24 protein-coding genes are annotated in these 23,900 nt (G+C 66.5%); 10 read left to right on the top strand and 14 right to left on the bottom strand.

Going from position 1 to position 23,900, the window contains the following annotated elements; translation table 11 throughout:
• Both GY937_06345 and GY937_06350 read right to left on the bottom strand, forming a co-directional pair.
• The coding region (locus tag GY937_06345) for an IS5/IS1182 family transposase (GenBank protein ID MCP5056331.1) at positions 1-217 on the bottom strand (217 nt) is incomplete at its 3' end.
• A gap of 142 nt (positions 218-359) precedes the next feature.
• Positions 360-839, bottom strand: a complete 480-nt coding sequence (locus GY937_06350; protein ID MCP5056332.1) for a methylated-DNA--[protein]-cysteine S-methyltransferase — start codon at positions 837-839, stop codon at positions 360-362.
• A gap of 97 nt (positions 840-936) precedes the next feature.
• On the opposite strand from GY937_06350, the gene galE reads away from it, so the two are divergent.
• A complete protein-coding gene (gene galE / locus GY937_06355) occupies positions 937-1,920 on the top strand; it encodes a UDP-glucose 4-epimerase GalE (protein MCP5056333.1) in 984 nt (327 codons plus the stop codon).
• Between the two features lie 16 nt (positions 1,921-1,936).
• Here galE and GY937_06360 read toward each other — a convergent pair whose 3' ends face one another.
• The 3 genes from GY937_06360 to gshB form a co-directional block, all read right to left on the bottom strand.
• On the bottom strand, positions 1,937-3,421 hold the full coding sequence (locus GY937_06360; GenBank protein ID MCP5056334.1) for a sigma-54-dependent Fis family transcriptional regulator: 1,485 nt from the start codon (positions 3,419-3,421) through the stop codon (positions 1,937-1,939).
• 125 nt (positions 3,422-3,546) lie between these two features.
• Positions 3,547-4,050, bottom strand: a complete 504-nt coding sequence (locus GY937_06365; GenBank protein ID MCP5056335.1) for a hypothetical protein — start codon at positions 4,048-4,050, stop codon at positions 3,547-3,549.
• A gap of 204 nt (positions 4,051-4,254) precedes the next feature.
• Positions 4,255-5,193, bottom strand: coding sequence for a glutathione synthase (gene gshB, locus GY937_06370; GenBank protein MCP5056336.1), 939 nt, complete (start codon positions 5,191-5,193; stop codon positions 4,255-4,257).
• Positions 5,194-5,359: 166 nt separating this feature from the next.
• Here gshB and GY937_06375 point away from each other — a divergent pair, with 166 nt between their 5' ends.
• On the top strand, positions 5,360-7,777 hold the full coding sequence (locus GY937_06375; GenBank protein MCP5056337.1) for a PBP1A family penicillin-binding protein: 2,418 nt from the start codon (positions 5,360-5,362) through the stop codon (positions 7,775-7,777).
• A gap of 58 nt (positions 7,778-7,835) precedes the next feature.
• Here the strand turns inward: GY937_06375 and GY937_06380 are convergent, their stop codons facing one another.
• The gene (locus tag GY937_06380) at positions 7,836-8,552 is read right to left on the bottom strand and encodes an HAD hydrolase-like protein (protein MCP5056338.1); all 717 of its coding nucleotides are present in this window, start codon (positions 8,550-8,552) and stop codon (positions 7,836-7,838) included.
• Between the two features lie 28 nt (positions 8,553-8,580).
• Between GY937_06380 and GY937_06385 the strand changes: the two genes are divergently transcribed.
• The gene (locus GY937_06385; protein MCP5056339.1) at positions 8,581-9,771 is read left to right on the top strand and encodes a hypothetical protein; all 1,191 of its coding nucleotides are present in this window, start codon (positions 8,581-8,583) and stop codon (positions 9,769-9,771) included.
• Here GY937_06385 and GY937_06390 read toward each other — a convergent pair.
• The gene (locus tag GY937_06390; GenBank protein MCP5056340.1) at positions 9,757-10,404 is read right to left on the bottom strand and encodes an alpha/beta fold hydrolase; all 648 of its coding nucleotides are present in this window, start codon (positions 10,402-10,404) and stop codon (positions 9,757-9,759) included. The genes GY937_06385 and GY937_06390 overlap by 15 nt on opposite strands.
• A 47-nt stretch (positions 10,405-10,451) precedes the next feature.
• Between GY937_06390 and nth the strand changes: the two genes are divergently transcribed.
• The 6 genes from nth to GY937_06420 all read left to right on the top strand — a co-directional run bounded on the left by nth (position 10,452) and on the right by GY937_06420 (position 15,166).
• On the top strand, positions 10,452-11,090 hold the full coding sequence (nth, locus tag GY937_06395) for an endonuclease III (GenBank protein ID MCP5056341.1): 639 nt from the start codon (positions 10,452-10,454) through the stop codon (positions 11,088-11,090).
• Positions 11,078-11,602 (top strand): NUDIX hydrolase, encoded by a 525-nt coding sequence (locus tag GY937_06400; protein ID MCP5056342.1) that lies wholly within the window; start codon positions 11,078-11,080, stop codon positions 11,600-11,602. Before nth ends, GY937_06400 begins: the two co-directional genes overlap by 13 nt.
• On the top strand, positions 11,599-12,525 hold the full coding sequence (locus GY937_06405; GenBank protein ID MCP5056343.1) for an LLM class flavin-dependent oxidoreductase: 927 nt from the start codon (positions 11,599-11,601) through the stop codon (positions 12,523-12,525). The genes GY937_06400 and GY937_06405 overlap by 4 nt, the downstream gene beginning before the upstream one ends.
• 186 nt (positions 12,526-12,711) lie before the next feature.
• Positions 12,712-13,452, top strand: coding sequence for a rhomboid family intramembrane serine protease (locus tag GY937_06410; protein MCP5056344.1), 741 nt, complete (start codon positions 12,712-12,714; stop codon positions 13,450-13,452).
• Positions 13,452-14,273 (top strand): NAD-dependent protein deacylase, encoded by an 822-nt coding sequence (locus tag GY937_06415; GenBank protein ID MCP5056345.1) that lies wholly within the window; start codon positions 13,452-13,454, stop codon positions 14,271-14,273. The genes GY937_06410 and GY937_06415 overlap by 1 nt, the downstream gene beginning before the upstream one ends.
• A complete protein-coding gene (locus tag GY937_06420; GenBank protein MCP5056346.1) occupies positions 14,270-15,166 on the top strand; it encodes a DUF4097 domain-containing protein in 897 nt (298 codons plus the stop codon). Before GY937_06415 ends, GY937_06420 begins: the two co-directional genes overlap by 4 nt.
• 28 nt (positions 15,167-15,194) lie before the next feature.
• Here GY937_06420 and GY937_06425 read toward each other — a convergent pair whose 3' ends face one another.
• Both GY937_06425 and GY937_06430 read right to left on the bottom strand, forming a co-directional pair.
• Positions 15,195-16,256 (bottom strand): hypothetical protein, encoded by a 1,062-nt coding sequence (locus tag GY937_06425; GenBank protein ID MCP5056347.1) that lies wholly within the window; start codon positions 16,254-16,256, stop codon positions 15,195-15,197.
• Positions 16,253-18,076, bottom strand: coding sequence for an AAA family ATPase (locus tag GY937_06430; GenBank protein ID MCP5056348.1), 1,824 nt, complete (start codon positions 18,074-18,076; stop codon positions 16,253-16,255). Before GY937_06430 ends, GY937_06425 begins: the two co-directional genes overlap by 4 nt.
• Before the next feature lie 72 nt (positions 18,077-18,148).
• Between GY937_06430 and GY937_06435 the strand changes: the two genes are divergently transcribed.
• Complete coding sequence (locus GY937_06435; GenBank protein ID MCP5056349.1) at positions 18,149-19,012, top strand: hypothetical protein; 864 nt, start codon at positions 18,149-18,151, stop codon at positions 19,010-19,012.
• A 23-nt stretch (positions 19,013-19,035) separates the two neighbouring features.
• Here the strand turns inward: GY937_06435 and GY937_06440 are convergent, their stop codons facing one another.
• Genes GY937_06440 through GY937_06460 form a run of 5 tightly spaced genes read right to left on the bottom strand, consistent with a single transcriptional unit; the run spans position 19,036 to position 23,871 of the window.
• A complete protein-coding gene (locus GY937_06440; protein ID MCP5056350.1) occupies positions 19,036-20,487 on the bottom strand; it encodes a hypothetical protein in 1,452 nt (483 codons plus the stop codon).
• A 6-nt stretch (positions 20,488-20,493) separates the two neighbouring features.
• The gene (locus GY937_06445) at positions 20,494-21,285 is read right to left on the bottom strand and encodes an ABC transporter substrate-binding protein (GenBank protein ID MCP5056351.1); all 792 of its coding nucleotides are present in this window, start codon (positions 21,283-21,285) and stop codon (positions 20,494-20,496) included.
• Positions 21,282-22,439: an ArsA family ATPase gene (locus GY937_06450; protein ID MCP5056352.1), complete on the bottom strand. Its 1,158-nt coding sequence runs from the start codon at positions 22,437-22,439 to the stop codon at positions 21,282-21,284. The genes GY937_06445 and GY937_06450 overlap by 4 nt, the downstream gene beginning before the upstream one ends.
• A 1-nt stretch (position 22,440) precedes the next feature.
• Entirely contained in the window at positions 22,441-23,643 is a 1,203-nt protein-coding gene (locus tag GY937_06455; protein MCP5056353.1) for a TRC40/GET3/ArsA family transport-energizing ATPase, read from the bottom strand.
• 15 nt (positions 23,644-23,658) lie between these two features.
• Positions 23,659-23,871, bottom strand: coding sequence for a hypothetical protein (locus tag GY937_06460; protein MCP5056354.1), 213 nt, complete (start codon positions 23,869-23,871; stop codon positions 23,659-23,661).
• Positions 23,872-23,900: the final 29 nt, after the last annotated feature.

Genomic DNA, 23,900 nt, shown 5'->3' on the forward strand with positions numbered 1-23,900 from the left:
CGTAGCCATACACCAGCACCTTCAGCATCATCCGCGGATCGAAGGCCTGGTTGCCAGGCCCCTCGTCTCCGTAGCGGGCGTCAAAAGCGCTCAGGTCCATCGCCTCGATCGCATCCGATACGAAGTGCGACAGATGATCCCCGGGAAGCCAATCCCGAAGCGAGGGCGGCAGGAGAAGCGACTGGTCCGGCTCGTAGCGTCGAAAGTCTCGCGGCATGGCTCACTCTAGCGAGACTCACCCCTCAATGGCCCTCTGCCGCGCAGACTCCTAGCGGGGACGTTCCTTGCGAACTTGTGTTGTTGGGGTTGTGGGGTTCCCCCACAACCCCAACAACGCAAGTTCGCAAGGAACGTCCCCGCTAGAGCAGGTTGCCCGCTAGCGGCTTGGCGTGCTCCATCGCCAGGAGCTGCTTCTTCATCGGCAGACCGCCGGCGTAGCCGCCGAGCTTGCCTCCGGTGGCGACGACCCGGTGGCAGGGGACGACAAGGGAGATCGGGTTCGCGCCGTTGGCCGTGCCGACGGCGCGCACCGCCTTGGGCTGGCCGATGCTGCGGGCGATCTCGGCATAGGTGCGTGTCTCGCCGTACGGAATCTCGAGCAGCGCCTGGTAGACGAGGTGCTGAAAGGGAGTCGCGCGCAGATCGAGGGGCAGATCGAAACTGGAGCGCTTGCCCTCCAGGAACTCGGTGATCTGCTGGATGGCCACCCGGTTCGGCTCCCAGGCCGTGATCGGCTCGGCGTCGGGGGCGTGCCGGCGCCGCCAGCCATCCAGCCCGCGCCCTCCGGCCCGGGGCAGGTGGACGTAGGCCAGGCCGCGCTCGGTGGAGGCGCAGCGCATCAGGCCGTGGCGTGTCTCGAACTCCGCGACGTGGAGGTTCTCCATCGGGGCGTCACAATAGCAGGGTCGCTCAGTCGCGTGGACTCTCGGAGGTACGTTGCCCCATCTTCTCGTCGCCGGCGGTGCCGGATACATCGGTAGCCATACCCTGCGCGCTCTGCGAAAGGCCGGGCACACCGCCGTCGTGATCGATGACCTGCGCAGCGGCCGCGAATCCGCCGTGGAGGATGCGCCGCTGGTGCGCTGCGACGTCGGCGACCGGGCCGGTGTCGATCGCATGCTGGCGAGCTACGGCCCCTTCGACGGTGTGCTGCACTTCGCGGCTTCCATCCAGGTGGGCGAATCCGTGGCCGATCCGCTGGCCTACTACCGGAACAACGTGCTGGCGGCGGCCAACCTCATCGAGCGGGCGTTGCATCACGGCGCACGCGCATTCGTGCTCTCCTCCACGGCGGCCGTCTATGGCAACCCGGAAACGCAACCGATCGCAGAAACCGTGCCGCTGGCGCCCGTGAACCCCTACGGCGCTGGCAAGGCCATGGTCGAGCGCATCCTGGCCGACGTCGAGGCCGCCCATGGCATGCGCTGGGCGGCCCTTCGCTACTTCAATGCCTGCGGCGCGGATCCTGACGGCGGGCTGGGCGAGTGCCACGAGCCGGAAACCCACCTGATCCCGCTGGCCCTCGAAGCCGCGGCCGGTCTGCGGCCCGCGCTGAAGCTCTTCGGCACGGATTACCCGACACCCGACGGCACCTGCGTGCGCGACTACGTACACGTCACGGATCTGGCATCTGCCCATGTCGCCGCGATCGAAGGCCTGCTCGGTGGAGGCCCCGGAGGGGCATTCAACCTGGGCAGCGGTGCGGGCCTGAGCAATCGCCAGGTCATCGAAGGCGTCGGCCGGGTCGTGGGGCTGCCGGTTCCCTGCGAAGACGCGCCGCGCCGCGCCGGAGACCCCCCGGTCCTCGTCGCCGACGCCACTCGCTTCCGGCAAGCCTACGGCTGGCAGCCGCGCCACTCCAACCTGGAGACGATCGTCCGAACCGCCTGGGACTGGCTCCGCCTCTGGCGAGCGCTCTGAACGCAGCCGGGGGCGCTCAGTCCATCTCCAGGCGTTTCATCATCTTCTGAAGCGATTGCCTGGGGATCCCGAGCCGCTCGGCCGCGCGGGTCTTGCTGCCAGCTTCTTCGATGGCGTGGGCGATCATGCTCCGCTTGAGTGCATCGACGGCCCGGTTGAGATCGCGTTCCTCGAGGAGGGAGCGGCCACCGCCGGCGGGTTCCCGCGGAGATTCGGCGCGAAGATGCTCCGAGAGCATGGCTTCGGAGATCGTTTCCTCATCTCCCGCCAGGGCGATGGCTCGCTGGATTTCATTCTCGAGTTCGCGGACGTTGCCGCTCCAGGCATGACCGGTGAGACGGTCCATCGCCGCGTTCGTGAAGCCCGCCAGGCTTCGGCCCATGCGTTCGTTCGTGACATCCAGGAAATGGTGGGCAAGCGTCGGGATGTCCTCGGGCCGCTCGCGCAGCGGCGGGATCGCGACCTCGACCACACGCAGGCGGTAGTAGAGATCTTCCCGGAAGCGACCCTCCTTCACCTCGTTGCGGAGATCCCGATTGGTGGCGGCGATGATGCGCACGTCCACCTGGCGGGTCTCCGACGAGCCGAGGGGCCGGATCTCGCCGTCCTGGAGCACCCGTAGGAGGCGCACCTGCATCCCCGGCTCGGTCTCGCCGACTTCATCGAGGAAGATCGTGCCGCCATCGGCAACCTCGAAGAGCCCCTTCTTGTCCTGGTGGGCGCCAGTGAATGCACCGCGCTTGTGGCCGAAGAGCTCGCTCTCGAGAAGCGTATCCGGCAGCGCGCCACAGTTCTGGGCGACGAAGCGATGCTCCTTGCGCTCACCTGCGTAGTGGATTGCACGGGCGACGAGATCCTTGCCGGTGCCGGTCTCGCCGGAGAGCAGCACCGTCGCATCGGTCTGGGCCACCTTCTCCATCACGTCGAAGACGCGTTGCATGGCCGGGCTCGCCCCGATGATCTGGTCGAACGCGTATTGACGCTCCACCTCGCGGCGCAGGTAGATGTTCTCGGCCCGCAGCTGCTCGTTGGCCTGGGCCAGCGCCGCGGCCAGCTGGGTGTTCTCGGCGTTGAGCCGGTACGCCTCCAGAGCCCGCTTCACATCCAGGCGCAGCTCGTCCGGCTCCCAGGGCTTCTGGATGTAGCGGTAGATGCGGCCCTCATTGATCGCCCGAACGACCATGTTGATGTCCGCATAGCCTGTCAGCATCATCCGCACGCAGGATGGGCGGATCTCGATCACCTTCTCCAGGAACTCGACACCGGTCATCTCCGGCATCACCTGGTCGGCGATCACCAGGTCGATCTCCTCGTTCTCGAGGATCTCGAGCCCGTCTCGGCCGTTGTCGACGGCAAAGACCGTGTAGTCCTCGGCGAGCGTCAGCTCGAGGGATTCGAGGATCGCGACCTCATCGTCGACCAGCAGCACCTTGAAGGGCCGCTCATCCTTGCCGACGCCCTGGCGAGCGCCCTCGATGCTGGTCGGGGGTTCCGGGACCACTTGAGAGCACCCTAGCGATCAGCGAGGGGTGCAGCAAAACGCGGCACCTTCGGCTGGCGGGGCCCCAACGCAAGAAGGCGGCCGACCCTCGGGCCGACCGCCTTCTCAGACTCCGAGGCGATGCGCTAGCGCCTCCGGGCCGTCTTGCGGCGGGTGGTCTTCCGCGCGGTCTTGCGAGCCGGCCGCTTGGCAGCCTTCTTCCGCGTGGTCTTCTTGCGCGCCGTCTTTCGCTTCGTGGTGGCCTTCTTGCGGGTCGACGCCTTCTTGCGAGTGGTCGCCTTCTTCCGCGTCGTGGCCTTCTTGCGGGTCGTCGCCTTCTTGCGGGTGGTCTTCCGCACGGCTTTCTTCCGCGTCGTCTTGCGCGCAGTCTTGCGCCGGACCGTCTTGCGCCGGGCAGGGCGGCCTCGTCGCGCCATCTTGGTGCGAGCGACATCACCCTGTTTGTCGATGAAGTACAGGAAGCCGTCTTCCCGCTCGACACCGGCCTTCTGGACCATCTGGGGCTTGACCCGAGAGGGCTTGCCGCCGCCCCGCGCCATCTTGGCCCGGCTCACATGCCCCTTTTTATCGAGGTAATAGAGCCAGCCCTTCTCTCGTGTGATTCCAGTCCTTGCGACCTTGGTGGCCATGGACCCCTCCTTTTCTGGTGTGGTTCGGTTTGCCCGCCCGGGGAGGCGGGGCTCTGGAGGAACCGCACCGCGGTGGGGGAGGACCGGCGGTACACCACAGAGGATCGGGAGCGCCCCCGACGGTGTCAATAGGAAAAACAGGGGTTTATCGACGGAGTTGCGAGTCCGGAAAAACCGCCCACCGAGGGTGGGGCCGGGGCGGCCCTAGGCCAGCCTGCTCTCGACCGCCTCGATCACGTCCACCTCGTAGCGCACACCGTCGAAAGCGTTCATTTCCTGGATCCCGGTGGGGCTGGTGACGTTGATCTCGGTCAGCTTTCCGCCGATCACGTCGAGCCCGACGAAGAACAGGCCATCCCGGCGGATCCATGGGGCGACCCGCTCGATGATGGTGCGGTCGGTGTCGTCGAGAATCCCCTCGGCGGCCCTGCCACCGACGTGGAGGTTGGCTCGCACTTCACCCTCGGCGGGGACCCTCAGCAGGGCGCCCAGGGGTTCACCGTCGAGCAGCAGGATCCGCTTGTCGCCGATGCGCACGTCGGGCAGGTAGCGCTGGGCCATCACCCGACGCTCGCCGAAGCGAGTGCTCTGCTCGAGGATCGAGTTGAGATTCCGGTCGTCCCGGGTGACGAGGAAGATCCCCTCTCCGCCGCGGCCATCGAGGGGCTTCACGATCATCTCGCCACCGAGGGAATCAAGGAACTCGAGCAGCCAGGGGATCTCGCGTGTGACGAGGGTTTCGGGCATCAAATCGGCAAAGTTGAGGGCGTAGAGCTTCTCGTTGGCGGCCAGGATGCCCGCCGGCCGGTTCAACACCAGGGCCTTGCTGCAGAGCCCCAGGATCTGGGTGGCGACGATGAACTCCTCGTCGACCGGCGGATCCTTGCGTTGCCAGACCACGTCGAACGCCTCGTCGAGGGCCACGTGGCTCGGTTCGCCGACGCTCGCGTGGTTGCCCTTCTCGCGCCGCAAGGTGACCGGGCGCACCGTGGCGACAGCCCCGCGTGCGTCCACGCCGAGGTCGGCAGGATCCACGAACCAGAGCCCGTGGCCGCGCTCCTGGGCGGCCAGCATCAGCACGAAGCTGGTATCCGCATCGATATCGATCGAGTCCAGCGGGTCCATCACGAAGGCCATGCGCAGGGGTCGGACTGACACGTTCAGGAAATCCTCAGCTCCCCAGGCGGGGAACCCGTAAGCGGAATGAGGGGTCTGGTTAGCGCAGTGCCCGCGCCGTCGGCTACGGTGCGGCCGAGATCGGGGGATCCTGGCCAATGAGCCGCTTCCACATCCGAGTGGAGCCTGGGCTTTGAGCCGGTTCCGCATTCTGCTTGCGGCGGTCGTGGTGCTGGGTCTGGCCCTGGGGGCTGCCAGCAGCGCGTTCTACGTGGAGTTCGTGCGCGATCTGCCGAGCTTCGAGACGTTGGCCGATTACCGGCCGGCGCTCACCAGCAACGTCTTCGATCGTCAAGGCCGTCCGATCGGTGAGTTCTACGAGCATCGCCGCCAGCTGACGCCCCTGGAAGAGGTTCCGCAGCTCGTCATCCACGCCTTCCTGGCCGCCGAGGATGACACCTTCTACGAGCACGCCGGCGTGGACTACCTGTCCATCCTGCGGGCCGCCTGGGCGAACCTGCGAGCCGGCGGAGAAACGGTCCAGGGCGCCAGCACGATCACCCAACAGACGGTGAAGCAGCTGCTGCTCAGTTCCGAGCAGACCTACACGCGCAAGATCCGCGAGTTGATCCTGGCTCGGCGCATCGAGCAGCGCTTCAGCAAGGATGAGATCCTCTACCTCTACCTGAACCAGATCTACTTCGGCGCAGGTGCATACGGTATCGGCGAAGCGGCGCACACCTACTTCGGCAAGGCGATCGGCGAGATCGACGCCTCCGAAGCGGCGCTGCTCGCCGGGCTTCCGAAAGCGCCCGGTCGGAACTCGCCGTACTTGAATCCGGAACGCGCAGAGGAGCGGCGGGTGTACGTGCTCAACCGGATGCGCGAGGAGGGATTCCTCGATGTGGCGACCCATGCAGCAGCCGTGGAAGCGCCGCCGCTTCTCCGAGACCCGGAGGCAGACACCAACACCGCGGCTTCCTATGTCACCGAAGAGGTCCGGCGCTCGTTGGTCGCGATTCTCGGAAACGACGCCGTCCTGCACGGCGGTCTGCGCATCGAAACCAGCATCGACCTGGATCTTCAAACTGCAGCAGTCGCCGCCGTGCGCGGCGGTCTCGAGGCGCTCGACCGGCGTCGCGGCTTCCGCGGGCCGCTTCGCCGCATCGAAAACCTGGAGAGCGACGACCCGACCCAGGCCCTCGAGGAGATCGCTCGTCTGAATGCTCTCGACGAGCAACCGGAGCTGCGTGGCCAGCCTCTGGTGGCATTGGTGCTCGAGGTCGAGAAGGAACGTGCGCGAATCGCACTGGCGCCGGGCATGGACGCGGAACTCCGGCTGGAAGATCTGGGCTGGGCACGGCGCGAAGAAGAGCCGCGCCGCGAGGTCAAGGATCTCACGAAGGTCTTCTCCGCAGGCGACATCGTGCCGGTCACGCTCGGTACCACCGAGACCACAGACGCCGCCCTGCCGCGCGCCAGCCTGGCACAACACCCGGAAGCGCAAGGTGCCCTGTTGTCGTTCGAAGTCGAGACCGGAGACATCCTCGCGATGGTCGGCGGCTATGACTTCGAAGACAGCGAGTTCAATCGCACGACCCAGGCAACCCGCCAACCCGGTTCCGCCTTCAAACCGATCGTCTACGCATCGGCTCTGGGGCGAGGCTACACCCCCGCGTCGATCCTCTACGACCGGCCAGTCGTCATCGAAAGCGAGGGCTTCACGTGGCGCCCCGAGAACTACGGACGCAAGTTCCTCGGGCCCATTTTGTTAGGCGAGGCATTGGCGCGTTCGGTGAACAACGCCACGATCCACTTGCTGCAAGATGTCGGCATCGACCACGTCATGGAGTTCAGTCGGGAAATCGGCATCGAGGGGCCGCTCGAGCGCAATCTCGGCCTGGCCCTCGGCTCGAACCCGGTCACGCTGCTCGAGATCACCCGGGCCTATGGGATCTTCGCCGCAGGCGGACGACGGGTCGAGCCGCGTTTGATCCTCCGGGTGCTCGACCGCAATGGCGAGGTGCTCCTGGAAGCACTGCCCCTCACGGCGCCGACGGATGAGCCGGCTGAAGCCGAAATTGCGGAGCTTCCCGAGCCCCCGGAAGAAAACGAACTCCCCGAGGGCTACGCGATGCCACCGCAGCAAGCCTACCTGGCCAGCTCCGTGCTGAGGCTGGTCGTCGAACACCCGCGCGGAACCGGCCGCCGTGCCCGAAGCCTGGGACGTCCTGTCGCTGGCAAGACCGGCACCACCAACGACCAGGGAGACGCCTGGTTCGTGGGCTTCTCCCCGGATGTCGCCACCGGTGTCTGGGTCGGCTTCGACGAGAAGCGCGTGCTAGGCCGAGGCGAGACCGGCGGTCGTGCTGCCCTGCCGATCTGGATCGACTTCATGGGCGCCGCCCTGGCCGACCGGCCGGTGCGCGACTTCGCCGTTCCCGAAGGCATCGTGTTCGCCCGCATCGATGGCAAGAGCGGCCTTCTGGCCGCCTCGGGCAGCGACCAGACCCTCTTCCAGGCCTTCGCCGAAGGCACGGAACCCACCGAACAAGCCGACCGCGCCGTGACCGTCTCCAAGGAACGACGGCGCCTCCAACAAGACCTCTAACCCAACAAGTCAACCAGCGGGGACGGGGTTTACAATTGACTTCTTGCAAAGCAAGAAGTCAATTGTAAACCCCGTCCCCGCTGGTTGACTTTTCCCGCTGGTTGACTTGTTGGGGGAGGTCGGCGGGGGTGGCGGCCAGGTGGTCTGCGCCGGCTTGCTCGAGTTCGTCTTTGCCGCCGATTCCCCAGACGGCGCCGATCGTGGTCAGGCCGTGGGTTCGGCCGGCGATCACGTCGAAATGACGATCGCCGACCATTGCGGCGCAGCAATCCGGTGGCTCCAAGCCCAGGATCCGGAGTGCCCGGCCGACCGTCGCGGTCTTGTCCTCGTGATGCGTCTTGTCGAGGGGCGCGCCTACGATGGCCTCGAAATGGACGGCCAGACCGAGGCTCTCGAGGATCGGCCTGGCGAATTCCACGGGTTTCGAGGTCGCGACGGCCAACCTGTGATCGGCGGCGAGCGTTTCGAGCACCTCGGGGATCCCTTCGAATGCGGGCGTCGCCTTGGGTGCCACGATCGTGTAGCGCTCCCGGTAGTGTTCGATGGCGGCCGGTGCCAGTGCGGGATCGGCACCCCGGGCGGAGAGCAGCGCGCGAAACACATCGTGGAGCGAAGCGCCGATCCAGCCGTGGAGCGCTTCGACCGGCTCTGGAGCCAACCCCAGTTCGATCAAACCATGGTTCAGGCATTGGCTGATCGCATGACGTGAATCGACCAGGACACCATCGAGATCGAACAAGATGGCGTCGTGCAGAGTGCGATCGTGGATTGACATACCTACGGTCGGCACGTTAGCAACAGGGGTGGGGGAACGTCCGATCGAGAACTCGGCCCAGCCGCGGCGACAGGTGACGAACGGCGCGAGAGAGATTGCGTTGGAGGGGGACCTTCACACGCTGCTCGGGCGTGCGCTCGATCAGCTTGCCGCCACCACCCGTTGTACTCGGGTCGCCATCTGGAGCGCGGGGCCAGCAGGCGAACCACAGGTGCTTGCGGCTCGGATCGACGGCGCATCGCTGGTGCTGCCCGAGCAGGCTCCGTTCGCGGCAGCCCTGGCGCTTGGTCGCGCCTTCGATCTGGGCGAAACGAACGCCTCGCCGCAACTGGCGCCGCTGCTCGATCAGGGCTTCAGCGCGGTCGCACCAATCCTCGGTATCGAAACCCACGGTCCTGCGGCCGGTCTCGTGTTGCTGGGCGGGCCGGGCGAGCCGCCGAATCGGGTGCGCCCCCGCACCCTGGCTGCCCTGAGTGCGACCGCCGAACGCCTGCGCGCGCCGCTACAAACGGCCGCCGCGGCGGAGCGGCTCTCCAGCCTCGATCAGGAGATTCAACAGCTGAATCGGCTGGCCGCCCTGGGCGGGCTCGTCGCTGAAGTCGTCCATGAGATCCGCAACCCCCTGGTCAGCATCAAGACCTTCCTGCAACTGCTCCCAGAACGCGAATCCGATCCGGAGTTCACGGAGAACTTCCTCGGCATCGCGCGGGAAGAGCTGCAACGGATCGAACGCCTGCTGACGGTCGTACTGCAGCACGGGCGCACCCCGCGCAAGGAACAATGCGGCGAGCTTGGCGAAGCCCTGGAGACCGTGCTCGCACTCGTGCGTTTCCGCGCGGAAGACCGGGAGCTCTCCCTCGTCGCCGAGCTGCCCGAGACGCTCCCCACCATCGGCCTTGGCGGCGATGAACTCCGCCATATCCTCCTCAACCTGTCCCTCAATGCAATCGAGGCGTCACCCATTCGTGGCACCGTCATGATCTCGGCCCGGGACGACGCGGGCCGGCTCCGAGTCGACATCGACGACGACGGTCCTGGCATTTCGGACGAAGTGCGCCCCCACCTCTTCACACCCTTCTTCTCGACCAAGTCCGAGCGCCCCGGCGGCCTCGGCCTGGCGATCACTGCCCGCATCATCGAACAAGCGGGAGGGCGCATCGAAGCGGTCAATCGTCCGAGCGGAGGCGCGCGCCTCCGCATCTGGCTACCGCTCGGCTGAAGCGGAAGGCAGCCAGCCGGCGACACAACGGGCGAGTTCAGCGAGGCCCCTCGCAAAGAAGTGATCCGTTTCCGGCAGGACGACCAACTCCACCTGAGGTGCGTCGCCGAACGCCGTCTCCAGGGCACTCGCCGGCGCGAGATCGTCCAACGCACCGACGATCACCAGCGCACGCTTGCCGCTCCCGAGGATCGTCTCCGCTGAGATCAATGCCGGCGGCGGTGCCACCAGGATCAATCGATCGACCCGTGGATGCCGGGCGGCGACCCGCACCGCGGCCGCGGCACCAAAGGAATAGCCACAAGCGACGAGCTTCCCTGGCACCGTCTCGGCGATCTGGTCGAGAGCCGCTGCGTAGTCCTGGTCTGCATCGTCCGCCTCGCCACTCGGTTCACCGGAGCTTGCGCCGACCCCCCGCCAGTTGAAGCGCAGACTGTCCAGCCCCTGCTTGAAACAGGCGTAGGCCAGCTCGTTCACCACGGGCGATTCCAGGCTTCCGCCGTAGAGCGGATGCGGCGGCGCCACCACCGCACCCTTGGGCGCGTCCGGCCCCGCCGCCACATAGATCGCCTCGAGGCTCGCCTGGGGATCATCCCGACGGGCAACCGTCACCATCCGTTCGGTCCACTTCATGAACGGAGAATGCGCAACCTGAACGCCTACGGCTAGAGTCCGAAGCCATGGCCGAGGAGAGCAGCACGGACCGCAAGAAACGCGCCGGACGAATCGTCCGCAAACTCGCCCGCGCCTACCCGGACGCCGATTGTGCGCTCCACTACCAGAACGCCTTCCAGTTGCTGATCGCAACGATCCTCTCGGCCCAATGCACCGATTCGATGGTGAATCAGGTCACGGCGGAGTTGTTCCCGAAGTTCGGCACACCCGAGGCACTGGCGAATGCCGAGCCCAGCGAGATCGAGCAGTTGATCCGTCGCACGGGCTTCTACCGTCAAAAGACGAAATCAATCCAGGCCGCGGCCCGAGGCGTCTGCGAGGATTTCGAAGGAGAAGTGCCGCGCACCCTCGACGAGCTGGTCACCCTGCGGGGAGTGGCGCGCAAGACAGCCAACGTCGTGCTCGGAAATTGCTTCGGCGTGCCGGGCCTCACCATCGATACCCACATGAAGCGTGTGAATCGACGCCTGGGCCTCACGACCGAGGAGAACCCGGACAAGATCGAGCGAGACCTGATGACGCTCGTCCCCGAGAAGGAATGGACTGTCTATTCTCATCGGGTCATCACCCATGGCCGCGAATGCTGCGATGCCAAACGGCCCAACTGCAGTGCGTGCCCGCTGCGTGAGGAATGCCCCCATTGAATCGCGTGATCCATCAGGGACGCTCGTTCAGCCTGCAGGTCGAGGAAGCCCACCTGCCCGGCGGGCGCACGGTAGAACTCGACGTCTTGCGCCACCCTGGTGCGTCCGCCGTCGTGCCCTTCGAAACCGACGACGTCGTGCTCTTGATTCGCCAGTACCGCCACTGCGCTGGGGGCATGATCTGGGAGATTCCCGCCGGCAAACTCGACGGTGATACTCCGGAAGTCTGTGCGGCCAAGGAACTCGAAGAAGAAGCCGGGCGCCGCCCTGGAAGGTTGGAGAAGCTGGGCTCGGTGTGGACGACCCCAGGCTTCACCGACGAGGTGATCCACCTGTTCGCCGCTTTCGACCTCGAAGAGGTGCCAGCACGGCCCGAGGACGACGAGATCATCGAGGTCGTGCCGACGCCGCTGGGGCGCGCGCTGGAAATGATCTGGAGTGGCGAATTGCGCGATGGCAAGAGCGCATTGGCCCTGATCCATGCGGCGCGACGCCTGGGACGCCTGACGTGAAGCCTGGGCTCGGCGTGGTGTTGGCCTGGCAACACTACGCCTGGGAGACGCTCCTCGAGCTGGTGCAGCACGCCGAGGCCTGCGGCTATGACGTCGTCTACACCGATGGCGACGTCTCCATGATGCCCGGGAGGGGCGAGGGAGATGTCCTCGACGGTGCGACGCTTACCACCGCATTGCTAGGTGCGACGACACGAATCGGTGTCGGATCCATCCGCCTCGTGCAGCATTGGAATCCAGCGCGGCTCGCCCAGTGGACCGCGACCCAGGAACGGCTGTTTCCTGGCCGGCTCCACCTTCTGCTTGGAATCGGTGGCCAGGCGACGGACCAGCGTTTCGGTCTGCCGTGGGCCGAGCCCACCGAGCGCGCGGCCTGGCTGGAAGAAACCGTCATGGCGTGTCGTGCCTTGTGGCGCGGTGAGCCGGTGACGCAACGCGGTCGATGGGTGCAGCTCGATCGTGCGAAGATCCGCCCGATCATGCCCGAGGGCCGACCGGTTCTCGAAATTGGCTGCGGCGCCAGCTCACCTCTTCTGCCGGTCGTCGCACGACATGCCGAGTGGTGGGACCTGAACGTGCCGGCCTCGCCAAGCAGGATCCGAACCGCCTTACGCGCACTCGTGGACGCCTGCGCAGCCGAGAGCCGAGACCCGACGACCCTCGGCCGGCAGCTCTGGGTCATGACGCGGCCCCAGGGGGGCAGCGGCGCCGACAAGCTGCGTCATGCTTTTCGGCGCTGGTACCCCTGGTTCTCCTGGCTGCCGGATGACGAGATCGACTCGGCGGTGATCGCCGGAAGCCCCGATGCCTGCCGGGACCAGTTAGGCGAGTTGCGCAGCGCCGGGATCGACCGGCCACTCCTCGACTTGACCGGCCTCGATCGTGACGCAGCGCATCAGGCTATTGACGCGCTCGCCCCCTAGCTGGAAAGCCTCGTTGACCCGCGGAGTTACACGCCGTAGTCTGGCCAGAGTACGCGGGAACCGCGCCCTCCCGCCTGTCTGAGCCGCTCTTCGCGAACTGGGTTTGCCACTCTGGGGGTGGCTAGCCGGGTCGCGGAACGGCATACACCCCGCGGTATCCAACCGGAACGGGGAGGCAAGCGAGCTTTGAACGGACGCGGATATTCGGTGGGCTTCGGCCCGCCCCAGACACCCGACGTGATCAAGTACCTGATGATCGCGAATGTCGGTGTGTTCATCTTGCAGAACCTCTTCCCGGGCATCGTCGAAGCCTTCTTTGCCGTCTGGCCCCAGCGCGTCTGGGAGCAGGGCTTCTTCTGGCAGCCAGCCACCTACATGTGGCTGCACTCGACCAGCACGGTGTTCCACCTGCTCTTCAATATGTTCGCCCTCTGGATGTTTGGTTCGCCGGTCGCGAGCCATTGGGGCGACCGGCGCTTCCTTCGTTTCTACGTCCTTTGCGGCGTCGGTGCCGGCGTGATCATTGCCGCCTGGCCCGCCCTGCTCTTCCTGTTCGGCATGCCGACGATCCAGTACGTGATCCCGACCCTCGGAGCATCCGGCGCGGTCTTCGGCGTGCTGCTCGCCTACGCCCTTATGTGGCCCGACCGGACGATCATGTTGATCTTCCCCCCGATCCCCATCAAGGCGATCTGGCTCATCCCGCTCTTGTTCGTCATGGAACTCTTCAGCGGCCCGTCGAACGTGAGCCATGTGGGCCACCTCGGCGGAGTTCTCGTCGGTTGGATCCTCTTGCAACGCATGGGCGTGGGTGAGCGGGTCGGGCTCAAGCAGATCAAGTATCGCTACCGACGCTGGAAGATGCGTCGAGAGCTGCGTGCCGTGCAGAAAGAAGACCGGCGCGACGATCACAGGACGTTCCACTGATGTCCGAACCCTTCGTCCTCAGCCCGGCCCTCGATGCCGAGATCAGCGAGGCAGCGGCGCTTCTCCGCCGCGCCTCCCGGGTCGTGGCGCTGACGGGTGCAGGGCTCTCGGTGGAAAGCGGCATCCCGCCCTTCCGGGGCCCCGGCGGCTTGTGGACGAAGTACGGCGAACCCCCGATGGACGGCTATCAGCGCTTCCTCGCGGATCCGGCCGAGGCGTGGCGAGAGCGACTGAACCCGACGGCCTCGTGGGCCAAGGGGCTGCTCGAAACCCTTGGCCAGGCCAAACCGAACCTCGGCCACGATGCGATGGTCGTCCTCGAAGAAATTGGCGTGCTAACGGCCACGATCACCCAGAACGTCGATGATCTGCACCGCCAGGCCGGCAGCCACTCCTTGCTCGAAATCCACGGCAACCACTCCATGTTGCGATGCATGGAGTGTCACGAGCGCTTCGACCCGGACGAGGTCGAGGTCGACCCGGATGCCCTGCCTCCCCTTTGCGACCGTTGTGGAGGCATCCTCAAGGGCGATACCGTGCAATTCGGCGAACCGATCCCGCCGGACGTGTTGCGCGCCTGTTATGCGGCCGTCCAGGGCTGTGATTGCATGCTCGTGGTCGGCACTTCCGCCACGGTCTATCCCGCTGCCGAGTTCCCGCTCGAAGTGCTACGCGGCGGTGGCAGCCTCATCGAGGTGAACCCCTACGAGAGCGAGCTCACACCCGTCGCCTCCGTTTCGCTGAGAGGCCCGGGGGGTGCAATTCTGGAGCGACTACTCCACCACACTCGTGCGCGCCAACCCTACGAGGCCACAGGATGAGTCGAAACGACTGCGACGACGACGGCCTCGACCAGCCGACTCGCGGACGGGGCATCAGCGGCTTCATTCGGAGTCTGCTCTCCGGCGTGCCGTGGAGCGAGCGGGCCGAAGTAACGGAGACACTCCACCTCGAAACACCACCGCTGATGCGGATGCGGGTCGACAACGCCAACGGTCGCACCCAGGTCGTCGGTGAGGATCGCAGCGATATCGAGATCGAGATCCACAAGACGGCGCGCGCCGAATCCGAGGCAGGTGCCCAGCGGCTGGTCGAAGACATCCGGCTCCTCACCCGGGAGGATGCCCAGGGTGTGCTGGAAATCGAAGTCGACATCCCCGGCCGATGGAACCGCCAGGGCCGGGCGGACCTGACGATCCGCCTTCCGAAAGAGGTATGGGTTGCAGTCCAGGCGGCCAACGGGCGCATCTGCCTGGACGGCCTGCGCGGTAAGGTACGCGCACACTCGAGCAACGGCCCGGTGCGGGCGAGCAATGTCGTCGGCGATATGGATCTCCAGGCCATGAACGCCAAGGTGCAAACCCTCTGCACCTGCGGGCGGCTGCTGGCCCGGTCGAGCAATGGCAAGATCCAGGTGGAGGAACATCGCGGCGGCGTGGATGCCTCGACGACGAATGGAACCGTCACCTGCAAGATTGATGAACTGGGCAAAGAGGGCATCACGCTCGTCACGAGCAACGGCCGGATTTCCCTCGACCTCCCCGACGATGCCGACGGGGATCTCGACGTACGGGTCGACAACGGTCTGATCCGCGCCTCCCGCGAACTCTCCGGTGAGAGCCCGGAACGGCGCGGACGACTCAAGGTCACCCTCGGTCAGGGTGGCACGCCGATCCGTCTCCGAGCGAGCAACGGAACGATCACGGTACGTTAGTTACGCCACGGGCCTCTGGTCGGCCGCTCTACTTCCCGACGGAACGTCGCAGGCGCGCCCCGCCATGCAGGAAGACGACGGCCGAGGGTTGGATCTCTGTGACGACCAGCACGCCAACCGCGTCCCCCTCCTTCAACTCGAGGGGTTCGACGAAACCTTCGACCTCGACCTGCGCACTGCGCCGATCCGGGCTGGGATGCCAGACGGTTCTCGTGACGTGCACCGTCGGCGCCGGGGGAATCGACACGACTCGCGTAGGCCGGGGTTTGGCCGGCGGAGGCTTTGGTGCCGGTTCGGGCTTAGCGGTTGGAGGCGTGGACCTGGGTTCGGGCTCGGTTCGCGCCGCTGGCGGTGCCAATGCGACACTCGCCTCGGCCCGCGGTGCGACCGGCGTGGGGGCGGGCTCGACGGAAGGCGGATCCTCGGGGAGCGCCGCGGGTAGCGAAGCGACCGGAGGCTCAGCGCGGGAAGGGGCCGGTGACGGAGGAACCGATCGAACAGTGCTCGCAGGCGGAGAGGTCGGCCCTTCTGCCGTCGGCTGGATCTCGGCCGCGCCCGCCAGAGGAGGCGGTTCCGCGGCAGGCGGCACGACCCGGCCTCGAGGCGATTCCGGGGCGGGCGGCACAACCCGGCCTCGAGGCAGCTCGGCGGCCGGAGGCGGAGCAACGTTGGATACGGGCGGCTTGTCAGACACCGCCGCGGCGAGGCGCGTAGCGATGCTATTGGCGAGGTCGCCCGGATCGTTGCCGATCGACGCTGTCGGCACGGACTTGTCCAGATCGCTGCTGACAGCCGCTGTCTCTGTGGGCTCGGCAGCTGCGCGGAGGGCAGGCCGGGCTTCGCCAGGCGCCGTCTGAGCGATTTCCTTCTCGGCTTGCTCGGGGCTCCACAACCAGACCAATCCCAGCGTGAACGTCACGACCGCAGCGCCCACCAGGGCGCCGCGCCAGGGCAGCCTGCGCCCCTCCTGCGATGCGGGCTCTGCAGGAGCAGCAGATTCCAGCGGGGCCCCGGGCTCCGCGTCCCCGGGCGTACGACCGAGTCGCTCGTCTTCCTCCACCTTTTCGAGCGCCTTCAAGATCGTACTCATGAACGATCCTCAGTCGCCAATTCCGGCAGCACGTAACCCGGAAGAGCGCGGTACAGCTCGATCTTCGTCACGGGCCCGACCGTCCCGTCCACGCCGAGTTCCAGTCGCTTCTGGAGCGCCCGCACGCCGGCGATGGTTGCCGCGTCGTAGCGTCCGGTTGCCGTGCCTCGAAGCAGGCCCAGGCGCGTCAAAGCCTGCTGAAGCCAGCGCACTGAATCGCCCTGGGCGCCGGGCCGTATCACCGAGGGAAGCGATTCGAAATCCCGCCACGGAACGAAGGCTTCTCCGGTCCAGTGGGAGAGCAACTGCTCGTCCGTCACTTCGAAAGCGACAGGCCCGATGCCCTCGAGGCGCAAGCCCTCCTCCCAGAGCGCCGTGACAGCCGCATAACGTGGCGCACCGTCCAACGCCTCGAGCACCAACAGTGCAGGCAGATCCAGCGCCCGGAGGGTCGCAAGCCGGGCTTCCCTCAGTTTCAGCAGCGAGAACCCCTGATCGTCCAATGCCTCGACCAGGTCTGGCAGCGAAAGCAGATCGGCTGCAAGCGGCACCTCCTGCCATGTCTCGAGCAGGGCATCGAGCGAAGTCGCCATCGTGACCGCCGGCGAACTCCGTCCCAGCGCCAGGCCCAGATCCTGGCCGGGGGGCGCCAGGGTTTCGGGCTCCGGCAGGTCGAGCTCGTCGTATTCGCCCTCAGGTGCCAGCTCATCCGGCGGCGGAGCCATCCCCACGGCCGGGAGCGCATCCGCCGCCATTTCCAGGGTTTCGGCAGGGACTGGCGCGGGCGGGGCGGAGACGCTCTCGAGCCGCTGGGCCGGGGGCTCCTCCGGCGACGATCCTCCCTGACCCGAAGGCGAAAAGGCCAGCCAGCCTCCGATCGCGATCGTCAGCAGCCCGGCCCCGGCCGCGACCGGAAGGGCTCCGTCACGGATCCAGGTCGGCAGACGAATGCGTCCCAGAAGCTCGCCCAGTCGGCCCAGCAACTTGCCGCGTGTTCCTCTCGGTTTCGAGCCTGTGCTGACTCGCACCTCCCGATCGGTCTGGGTCACCAACCCGAGACCGATCGCCTTGGCTTCCGCCGCATAGCCGGCCAACAAAGCCCGATCACAGAGCAGATTGATCAGCCGGGGAATACCGCCGGATCGGCGGTGGATCTCCCGCAGCGCCAGATCCGTGAACAACTCGCGAGGTGCGCCCGCTGCGATCCGCAGGCGGTGGCGGACGTAATCTCGCGTGTCCGTGACCGAGAGCGGCGTCAGCCTCCAACGCACACTGATGCGCTGGCGAAGCTGTCGCAGATCCGGCGATTCGAGCATGGTGTCGAGTTCGGGCTGCCCGATCAGCACGATCTGGATCAGCTTGGCCGTGTTGGTCTCCAGGTTCGAGAGCAACCGAACCTGCTCGAGGGCATCGCGCTCCATCACCTGGGCTTCGTCGACGATCAGCAGCACGCGCCGGCCGTCCCGGCGCTTGGCCAACAAGAAGCGGTTCAACTGCTCGTGGAGCTGACGCCGATCGTGGTCTTCCACGGGCAGGCCGAGCTCCGCATTGATCGCCTGGAGCAACTCCAGCCCCGAGAGCTGGGGATTGAAGATGAAGGCCACTTCGGTGCCAGCCTCGAGCCTGCCGAGCAGGGTGCGGCAAAGCGTGGTCTTCCCGGTCCCGACCTCCCCGGTGACGCAGATGAAGCCTTCGCCCTGCTCGATTCCATAGAGCAGGTGCGCCAAGGCTTCCCGGTGGGGATCCGCCAGGAAGAGATAACGAGGATCCGGACTCAGGGAGAACGGCTTTTCCCGAAGTCCGTAGAACTGGGTATACATGAAGGTCGTTGGCCCAATGCGGTTCAGCCGAGAATATCAGGCATGCCCCCGAAGGGGAATCAGGCGGGATTCATGAGCGCAGGGCGGGATCAGAGCGAGAAAGCTGGCGGAGGGCGGGCGATGGGCCTCGACCTCGGAGCGAGCCTCGCCAAGCTGGCCATCCGCCACGATTCCGGAGAGCGGGAGCTTCGGCTTCTACCCTCCCGGGACGCAAGCGCGGTGCTCGAGGCGGTGGCGGAGATAGCCCCCAGCCGGGTGGGCCTGACCGGCGCCGGAGCCCAGGATCTGGCCGAGCAGCTGCCCGCCGAGCCGCTTCTGATCAACGAATTCGCCGCCTGGGGGCGCGGCGCGAGCGTCCTGCTGGACGGACAGGACACATCCGAGGACCAGCGATTCCTGCTCGTCTCTCTGGGAACCGGCACCTCGGTCATGCTCTGCGACGGAATGGCGGTGAGCCGGGTCGGCGGGACGGCACTTGGCGGAGGCACGGTGATGGGCCTGGGCTCCCTCCTGGTGGGCGAGAGTTCCTATTCGCACCTCACGGAGCTGGCCTCCAAGGGTGACCGACGCAATGTGGACCTGCTGGTGGGCGATATCTACCAGCCGGGCCAGATCGCCCTGGCGGGGGACGCCACCGCGGCAGCGTTCGGCAAGCCCGTGATTCGCAGCAAGGCCTGCAGCCCGGAAGACCTCGCCCAAGCCATCATGGGCATGGTGGGCGAGAACGTCGCGGTCTTGTGTTCGGCACTGGCCGGCACCCACCAGGTGAAGCGCGTCGTGTTCGGCGGCGCCACCCTTCGCGAGAACCCGGCGCTGCAAGCGATCCTGCTCGGTACGACGGCGGCCTTCGGCCGTCAGCCGGTTTCCCTCGAAGACGGTGAGTTCACGGGCGCGCTCGGCGCACTCGCGTTGGTCAACGAGACCGCCGCGGCCTGACGGCTCGGGCTCTGGACAGCCGCCTAGAGCTTCGGGGCGGGCTCGTTCGCTTCCTCTTCGGGCCGGGCGATGGTGCGCAACACGCGTTGGGTGCGGGCGATGGCTGCCCGCTGAACCCGCAGCTCTTCGGTCTGCGCGGAAACCTGTCGTTCCAGGCGCTCCTTGGCGTCGACCACCTCTTCCAAGCGGTTCTCGAGATGGGCGATGCGACGATCGAACTCCTCGACGGTCTTGGCCACTTCACCCGTTCCGGCCTCGCTCGATCCCATGCCGGCCAGCGGTGCCGTCGGGAAACCGGCCGCGGCCGGTGCGGGATAGTCCATTTCCTGATCCATCGGAGTTCCTTCCACGACAGCCTCTTCGGCCACCTCATCGACGCGGATCGCGCCAGGCTCGATGTCGTACTCGCCTGCCGGCGGCAGCGCGCTCTCGTCGACCACGGGCTCCACGGCGACCTCGGGGGCCTCCGTGGTTCCCTGCTCCTCAGCGCCTTCGGTAACCGCGCCAGCGCCATCGTCCGCCGCATCCAGCGGCGAGAGGGTTTCTTCTTCCGGGTCGCTTCGGCGTCGGCGTCCGAGCACGAACAACAGCACAACCAGGGCGAGGCCTGCCAGCGCTGCCATTCCTACCGGGCTGCCGAGCAGGCTCCCGCTCGACTGGCTCTCCGAAGAATCGGTGGGCTCGGGGCTCAAACCCGACGGCATCTCCTGGGCGGGCTCCTCTGCCACGACCTCCCCGATTTCGACACCGGCATAGGCATCGTCGGGCCCTTCAGCAGGCTCGAACTCGTCCGGAACGGTGCCGAGCACTTCCCCCTCGAGCGCGTCCGGCCCCGCCTCGGGCTCCTGGATACCGTCCTCGGGCGCTTCGGAAGGCGGCTCCGTCTCGCCGGCTGGTTCGGCAGCCACCTCCGCCACCGCTTCGGGATCGATCGGCTGGCTGACCGCGGCGAACTCACCGCTCTCGAGCGGCGCCTCTGCGACCGGTTCAGCGGGTTCAGGCGTCCCCTCATCTGCGACGCTGGTCGCCACGAGGCCGGATACCAGCGACGCGACGCCAGCACCCGGATCGTAGAAATCGAGCACGATGCGATCGGGCTTGCGCAGCACCAGCTCTTTCATCTCTACGTCGCCGCTGAGAACGATATTGGCCCTGCTCCCGTCGGCTCCGCCGCGGAACCGGACCGCACGAATGTGGCGGCTCCCTGCGGGCTTGATCGGTGCCAGTTCGCCCGCCGCTGCATCGAGAGCAACGACCAACACCAGACGACCGTCGTCCTTCGGTCTCAGCTCCGCCAGCCGATAGGGCGAGACCCCATCGAGCTGGAAGACGACGCGGGAGTAGTCCTTGTGGACCCCGACCCGTACATCGATGAGGTTCGCGCCGCCTGCCGCACTGGCAAACAGCAAGGCCACGCCCGCGATCAAGCTGATCGTCGGACGACGGCCTCGGATTCGTAGAATACGACTCGGCACCTCTGGTCACCCCCCTGTAGCCATGAGGTCCCGGAGCGTCACAATCGCTCTCGAGATACGCGGACCGTACCAAGACACCCATGTGCCGTCGATCACATGGATACGACCGCTGCGAGAAGCCGGCAGCGGCAGGTCAGCGAGCGCCCGGGCATCGCGATCGGTGAAGGCGTAGGGCTCATCGGGCAGCAGCACGACCTCGGGAGCCGCGCGCACGATTTCTTCTTCAGTGACACGCGGATAGCGGCGATCCGTTCGATTTGCGAACACGTTCGCACCACCGCATAGACGCAGGAGATCGTGGGCATAGGTGTCCTCGCCAACCGACATCCACGGCCCCTTCCAGATCGGACAAAAGACGGGAATCGGACGCTCCACCGGTTCGGATTCGGCCTGCGCTACGGCAGACAGGGTGGGCTGGACGACCCGACGCACGGCTTCGGGCCCTGCGCCCAGCCCCGCCATCTCCGCGAGCAGCTCCGCCCCTTCCGCCACGCTGCGCGGATGGGTCACCCAGACCGGAACGCCTGCCTCGGCCAACCGCTCCACGTCCTGACGGCGGTTCTCCTCTCGGTTTGCGATCACCAGATCCGGCGCGAGCGCGAGCACTGCCTGTAGATCCGGATTCTTGGTACCGCCGAGCTTGGGCAGAAGAGCCACCTCGGCAGCCGGATGAACGCACCACTCCGTCACGCCGACCAGCCGGTCGCCGAGGCCCAACGCGAAGAGAGCCTCCGTCAGGCTCGGGACCAGGCTGACGATGCGGCGCGGCGAGCCTTCGGGCCGCTGCTCGACGATCACTCGAAATCCACCGCGAGCAAGCCCTCGTGGAGGCGGGCCCGACGAATCGGACGCCCCACCAGGCTGCGGGGCAAAGCGACGATGCGGATGGCATCCCGCAGCCGAATCACCAGGGAATCACCGCGGGCATCCACCTCGAGAGCTTCCTTGGCGGCTCCCGGCAACTCGATCTCGAGCCGCGGATGTCCCGAATGGGTCCGCAGGCGGATCGGGCGGCCCTGGCGCCATAGAGCGGCCGGGTCGCGCTCGGCGTAGAGACGGCCCGCCATGGCCTGAAGCGCCGGGAGGCCCGTCAGCTCCTTGGGCTCCATCGGAACCTCGATGCGCGGGATCGGAAACGAGGTGCGGATCTCTTCCAGGATCGCCTGCTCACGAGCGGCCCACCGGCCGAACCAGCCTTCGCTGGCCGCCGAGGGCAGGACCCGGTTCACGATCACACCATCGGTGGCCACCCCGTAGAGCGAGAGGTAGGCGAAGGAGCGCCGCGCCTCCTCCAGGACGACCTGGGTCGGATTCAACACCAGGCGTGCCGTGGTGCGGCTGGTGTCCATCAGGATTTCCCGCACATCGTCGACATCGCTCCAGAGCCGTTCGAAGGCGTCGAACATCTCTTCGCCGGGTACGAGCCCACCTGCGCTGAAGGGTTCGAGCAATGGCTTCAACAAACGAGCACCGCGACGTTCCAGCTCGAAGAAATTCTCCATGAAGATCCGCAGCACATCCGGAAAGCGGAGCATGCGCAGGGTCGAACCGGTTGGCGCGCAATCGACCACACACAGGTCGAACTCGCCCGTGGCTTCGACATCGCGAATCGCACGCAGGGCGATCAACTCCTCGAGGCCTGGAAAGACGAGCAGCTCGTCAGCGACGAGTGCGTCCGTTTCTTCTTTCAGGAGTTGGCGAAAGTACTGCTGGAGCGTTCCCCAACTTCGATCCAGCTCATCGAGCGTCGAAACCTCCTGGGCAACGACACCCTCGGCAATCGGCACGGGCCTTGCCCCGACCGGCCGCCCGAGAGCATCCCCCACGCTATGTGCAGCATCGGTCGAGAGCAGAAAGACGCGATGGCCACGATCGGCAGCGCCTAACGCCGTGGTGATCGAATGGGTCGTCTTTCCGACGCCACCCTTTCCGGTGAGAAGCACGACACGCATGCTAGACAGGCTCCGTCGGACGGAACTGCACTTCGAGAACTCCGTCGCGACAGCGTGCTCCCGAAATGTCGATACCTGACAAATGACGCGGAAGTGGAATCGGGCGACGGAGGGCGCCGGTGCGAACCATCAACTGCGTGCCAACACGAGTCACGTCGAGGTCCCCGGGGCGGGCGTTCGGCAACGGCAGTCGCAGCGCGTAGCCCGATCCCTCGCGCCTGAACTCCAGGCCGGGTTCGCTCGAGAGAAGCATCTCGGGTGCGTGATCCCTGAAGAGAATTTCTCCGTGCGCTCGGAGACGCGCCAAGCCGACCACCTCATCGTCCTGGAGCGGGGCAGCGAGGATGGGGAGCGGCGAGAAGAGCTCGGCCACTTCATTGCGCCGGGCCGCCTGCTGGCGCACCCACTCCGCAAAGAAGGGTTCGGCGGCAACCTGCTCCGGTAGCAGCCGGTTCATCACGACGGCATCGACAGCCACGCTGAAGAGCGCCAGATCGGTTCGCGCACGCAGCGATTCATCGATGACCATGCGCTCGGGCGTCAGCACCAGACGAACGCTGGTACCCGGGTCGGAGATGAGCTCGTGCAGTTTCCCGAGCTGGCGGTAGATCAATCCCTCGGCGTCGCGAAAAACCTCGGGCCCGGGAAGGGGAACCGCCACCAGGTTGCGTGCCAACGGCGTGACCAGCCCCGCAATGGCGCGTTGCAGCTTGAGTAGGATGCGCAGGGCCGAGTGGGCGGCCTCGGGCAGGGTCAGCAGGCGCAGCGCCGAGTCCGTCGGCGCACAATCGACCACGACCAGGTCGTAGGCTCCCTCCCGCGCCCAGGTGTCGACCGCGAGCAGGGTCGTCAGCTCTTCCAGCCCGGGCAGCAGGGCGAGCTCGTCGGCCATCACCTCTTCGATGCCCTGATGGCGGAAGAGTTGGCCCAGGTAGTCGCGCACGGCGCCCCAATGCCGGGCCACCTCGGCCCGGGCATCTACCTCGACGGCCGACAACGTGCCCGAAAACGCTTCGTCGTCCTGCATGTCCAGCTGACGGGGTTCGTCTCCGAGAGGCTCCTCGAGCACATCGCCCAGACTGTGAGCCGCGTCCGCAGAAGCCACCAGGACTCGCATGCCGCGGGTCGCGGCCCAGACCGCGCTGGCTGCTGCGGTCGTCGTCTTTCCGACTCCGCCTTTGCCGGTGTAGAGGACGACCCGCACTCTGGAACGGTAGGGCTAGGCAGCCTCGACCGCCGCGACCCGAACCAAGCGAGCGGGCAGCGGCGAACACACCCGAAGCGGTGTCGAATGCGGCCTCTCCGTCCAGCGATGGTCACAGCGCGGACACTCGGCAAGCAGAACGACACCCCGATCGATGACCTGATCGGTGTGGACCTCGTTGAAGCCACAAACGAGGCAGCGCGTGAGGGTACGGGTGGCAGCGATCATGGGGTTCTCCTTGTCAGGTTCATCCTTGG

The organism is bacterium (assembly GCA_024228115.1).
GTDB lineage: Bacteria > Myxococcota_A > UBA9160 > UBA9160 > UBA6930.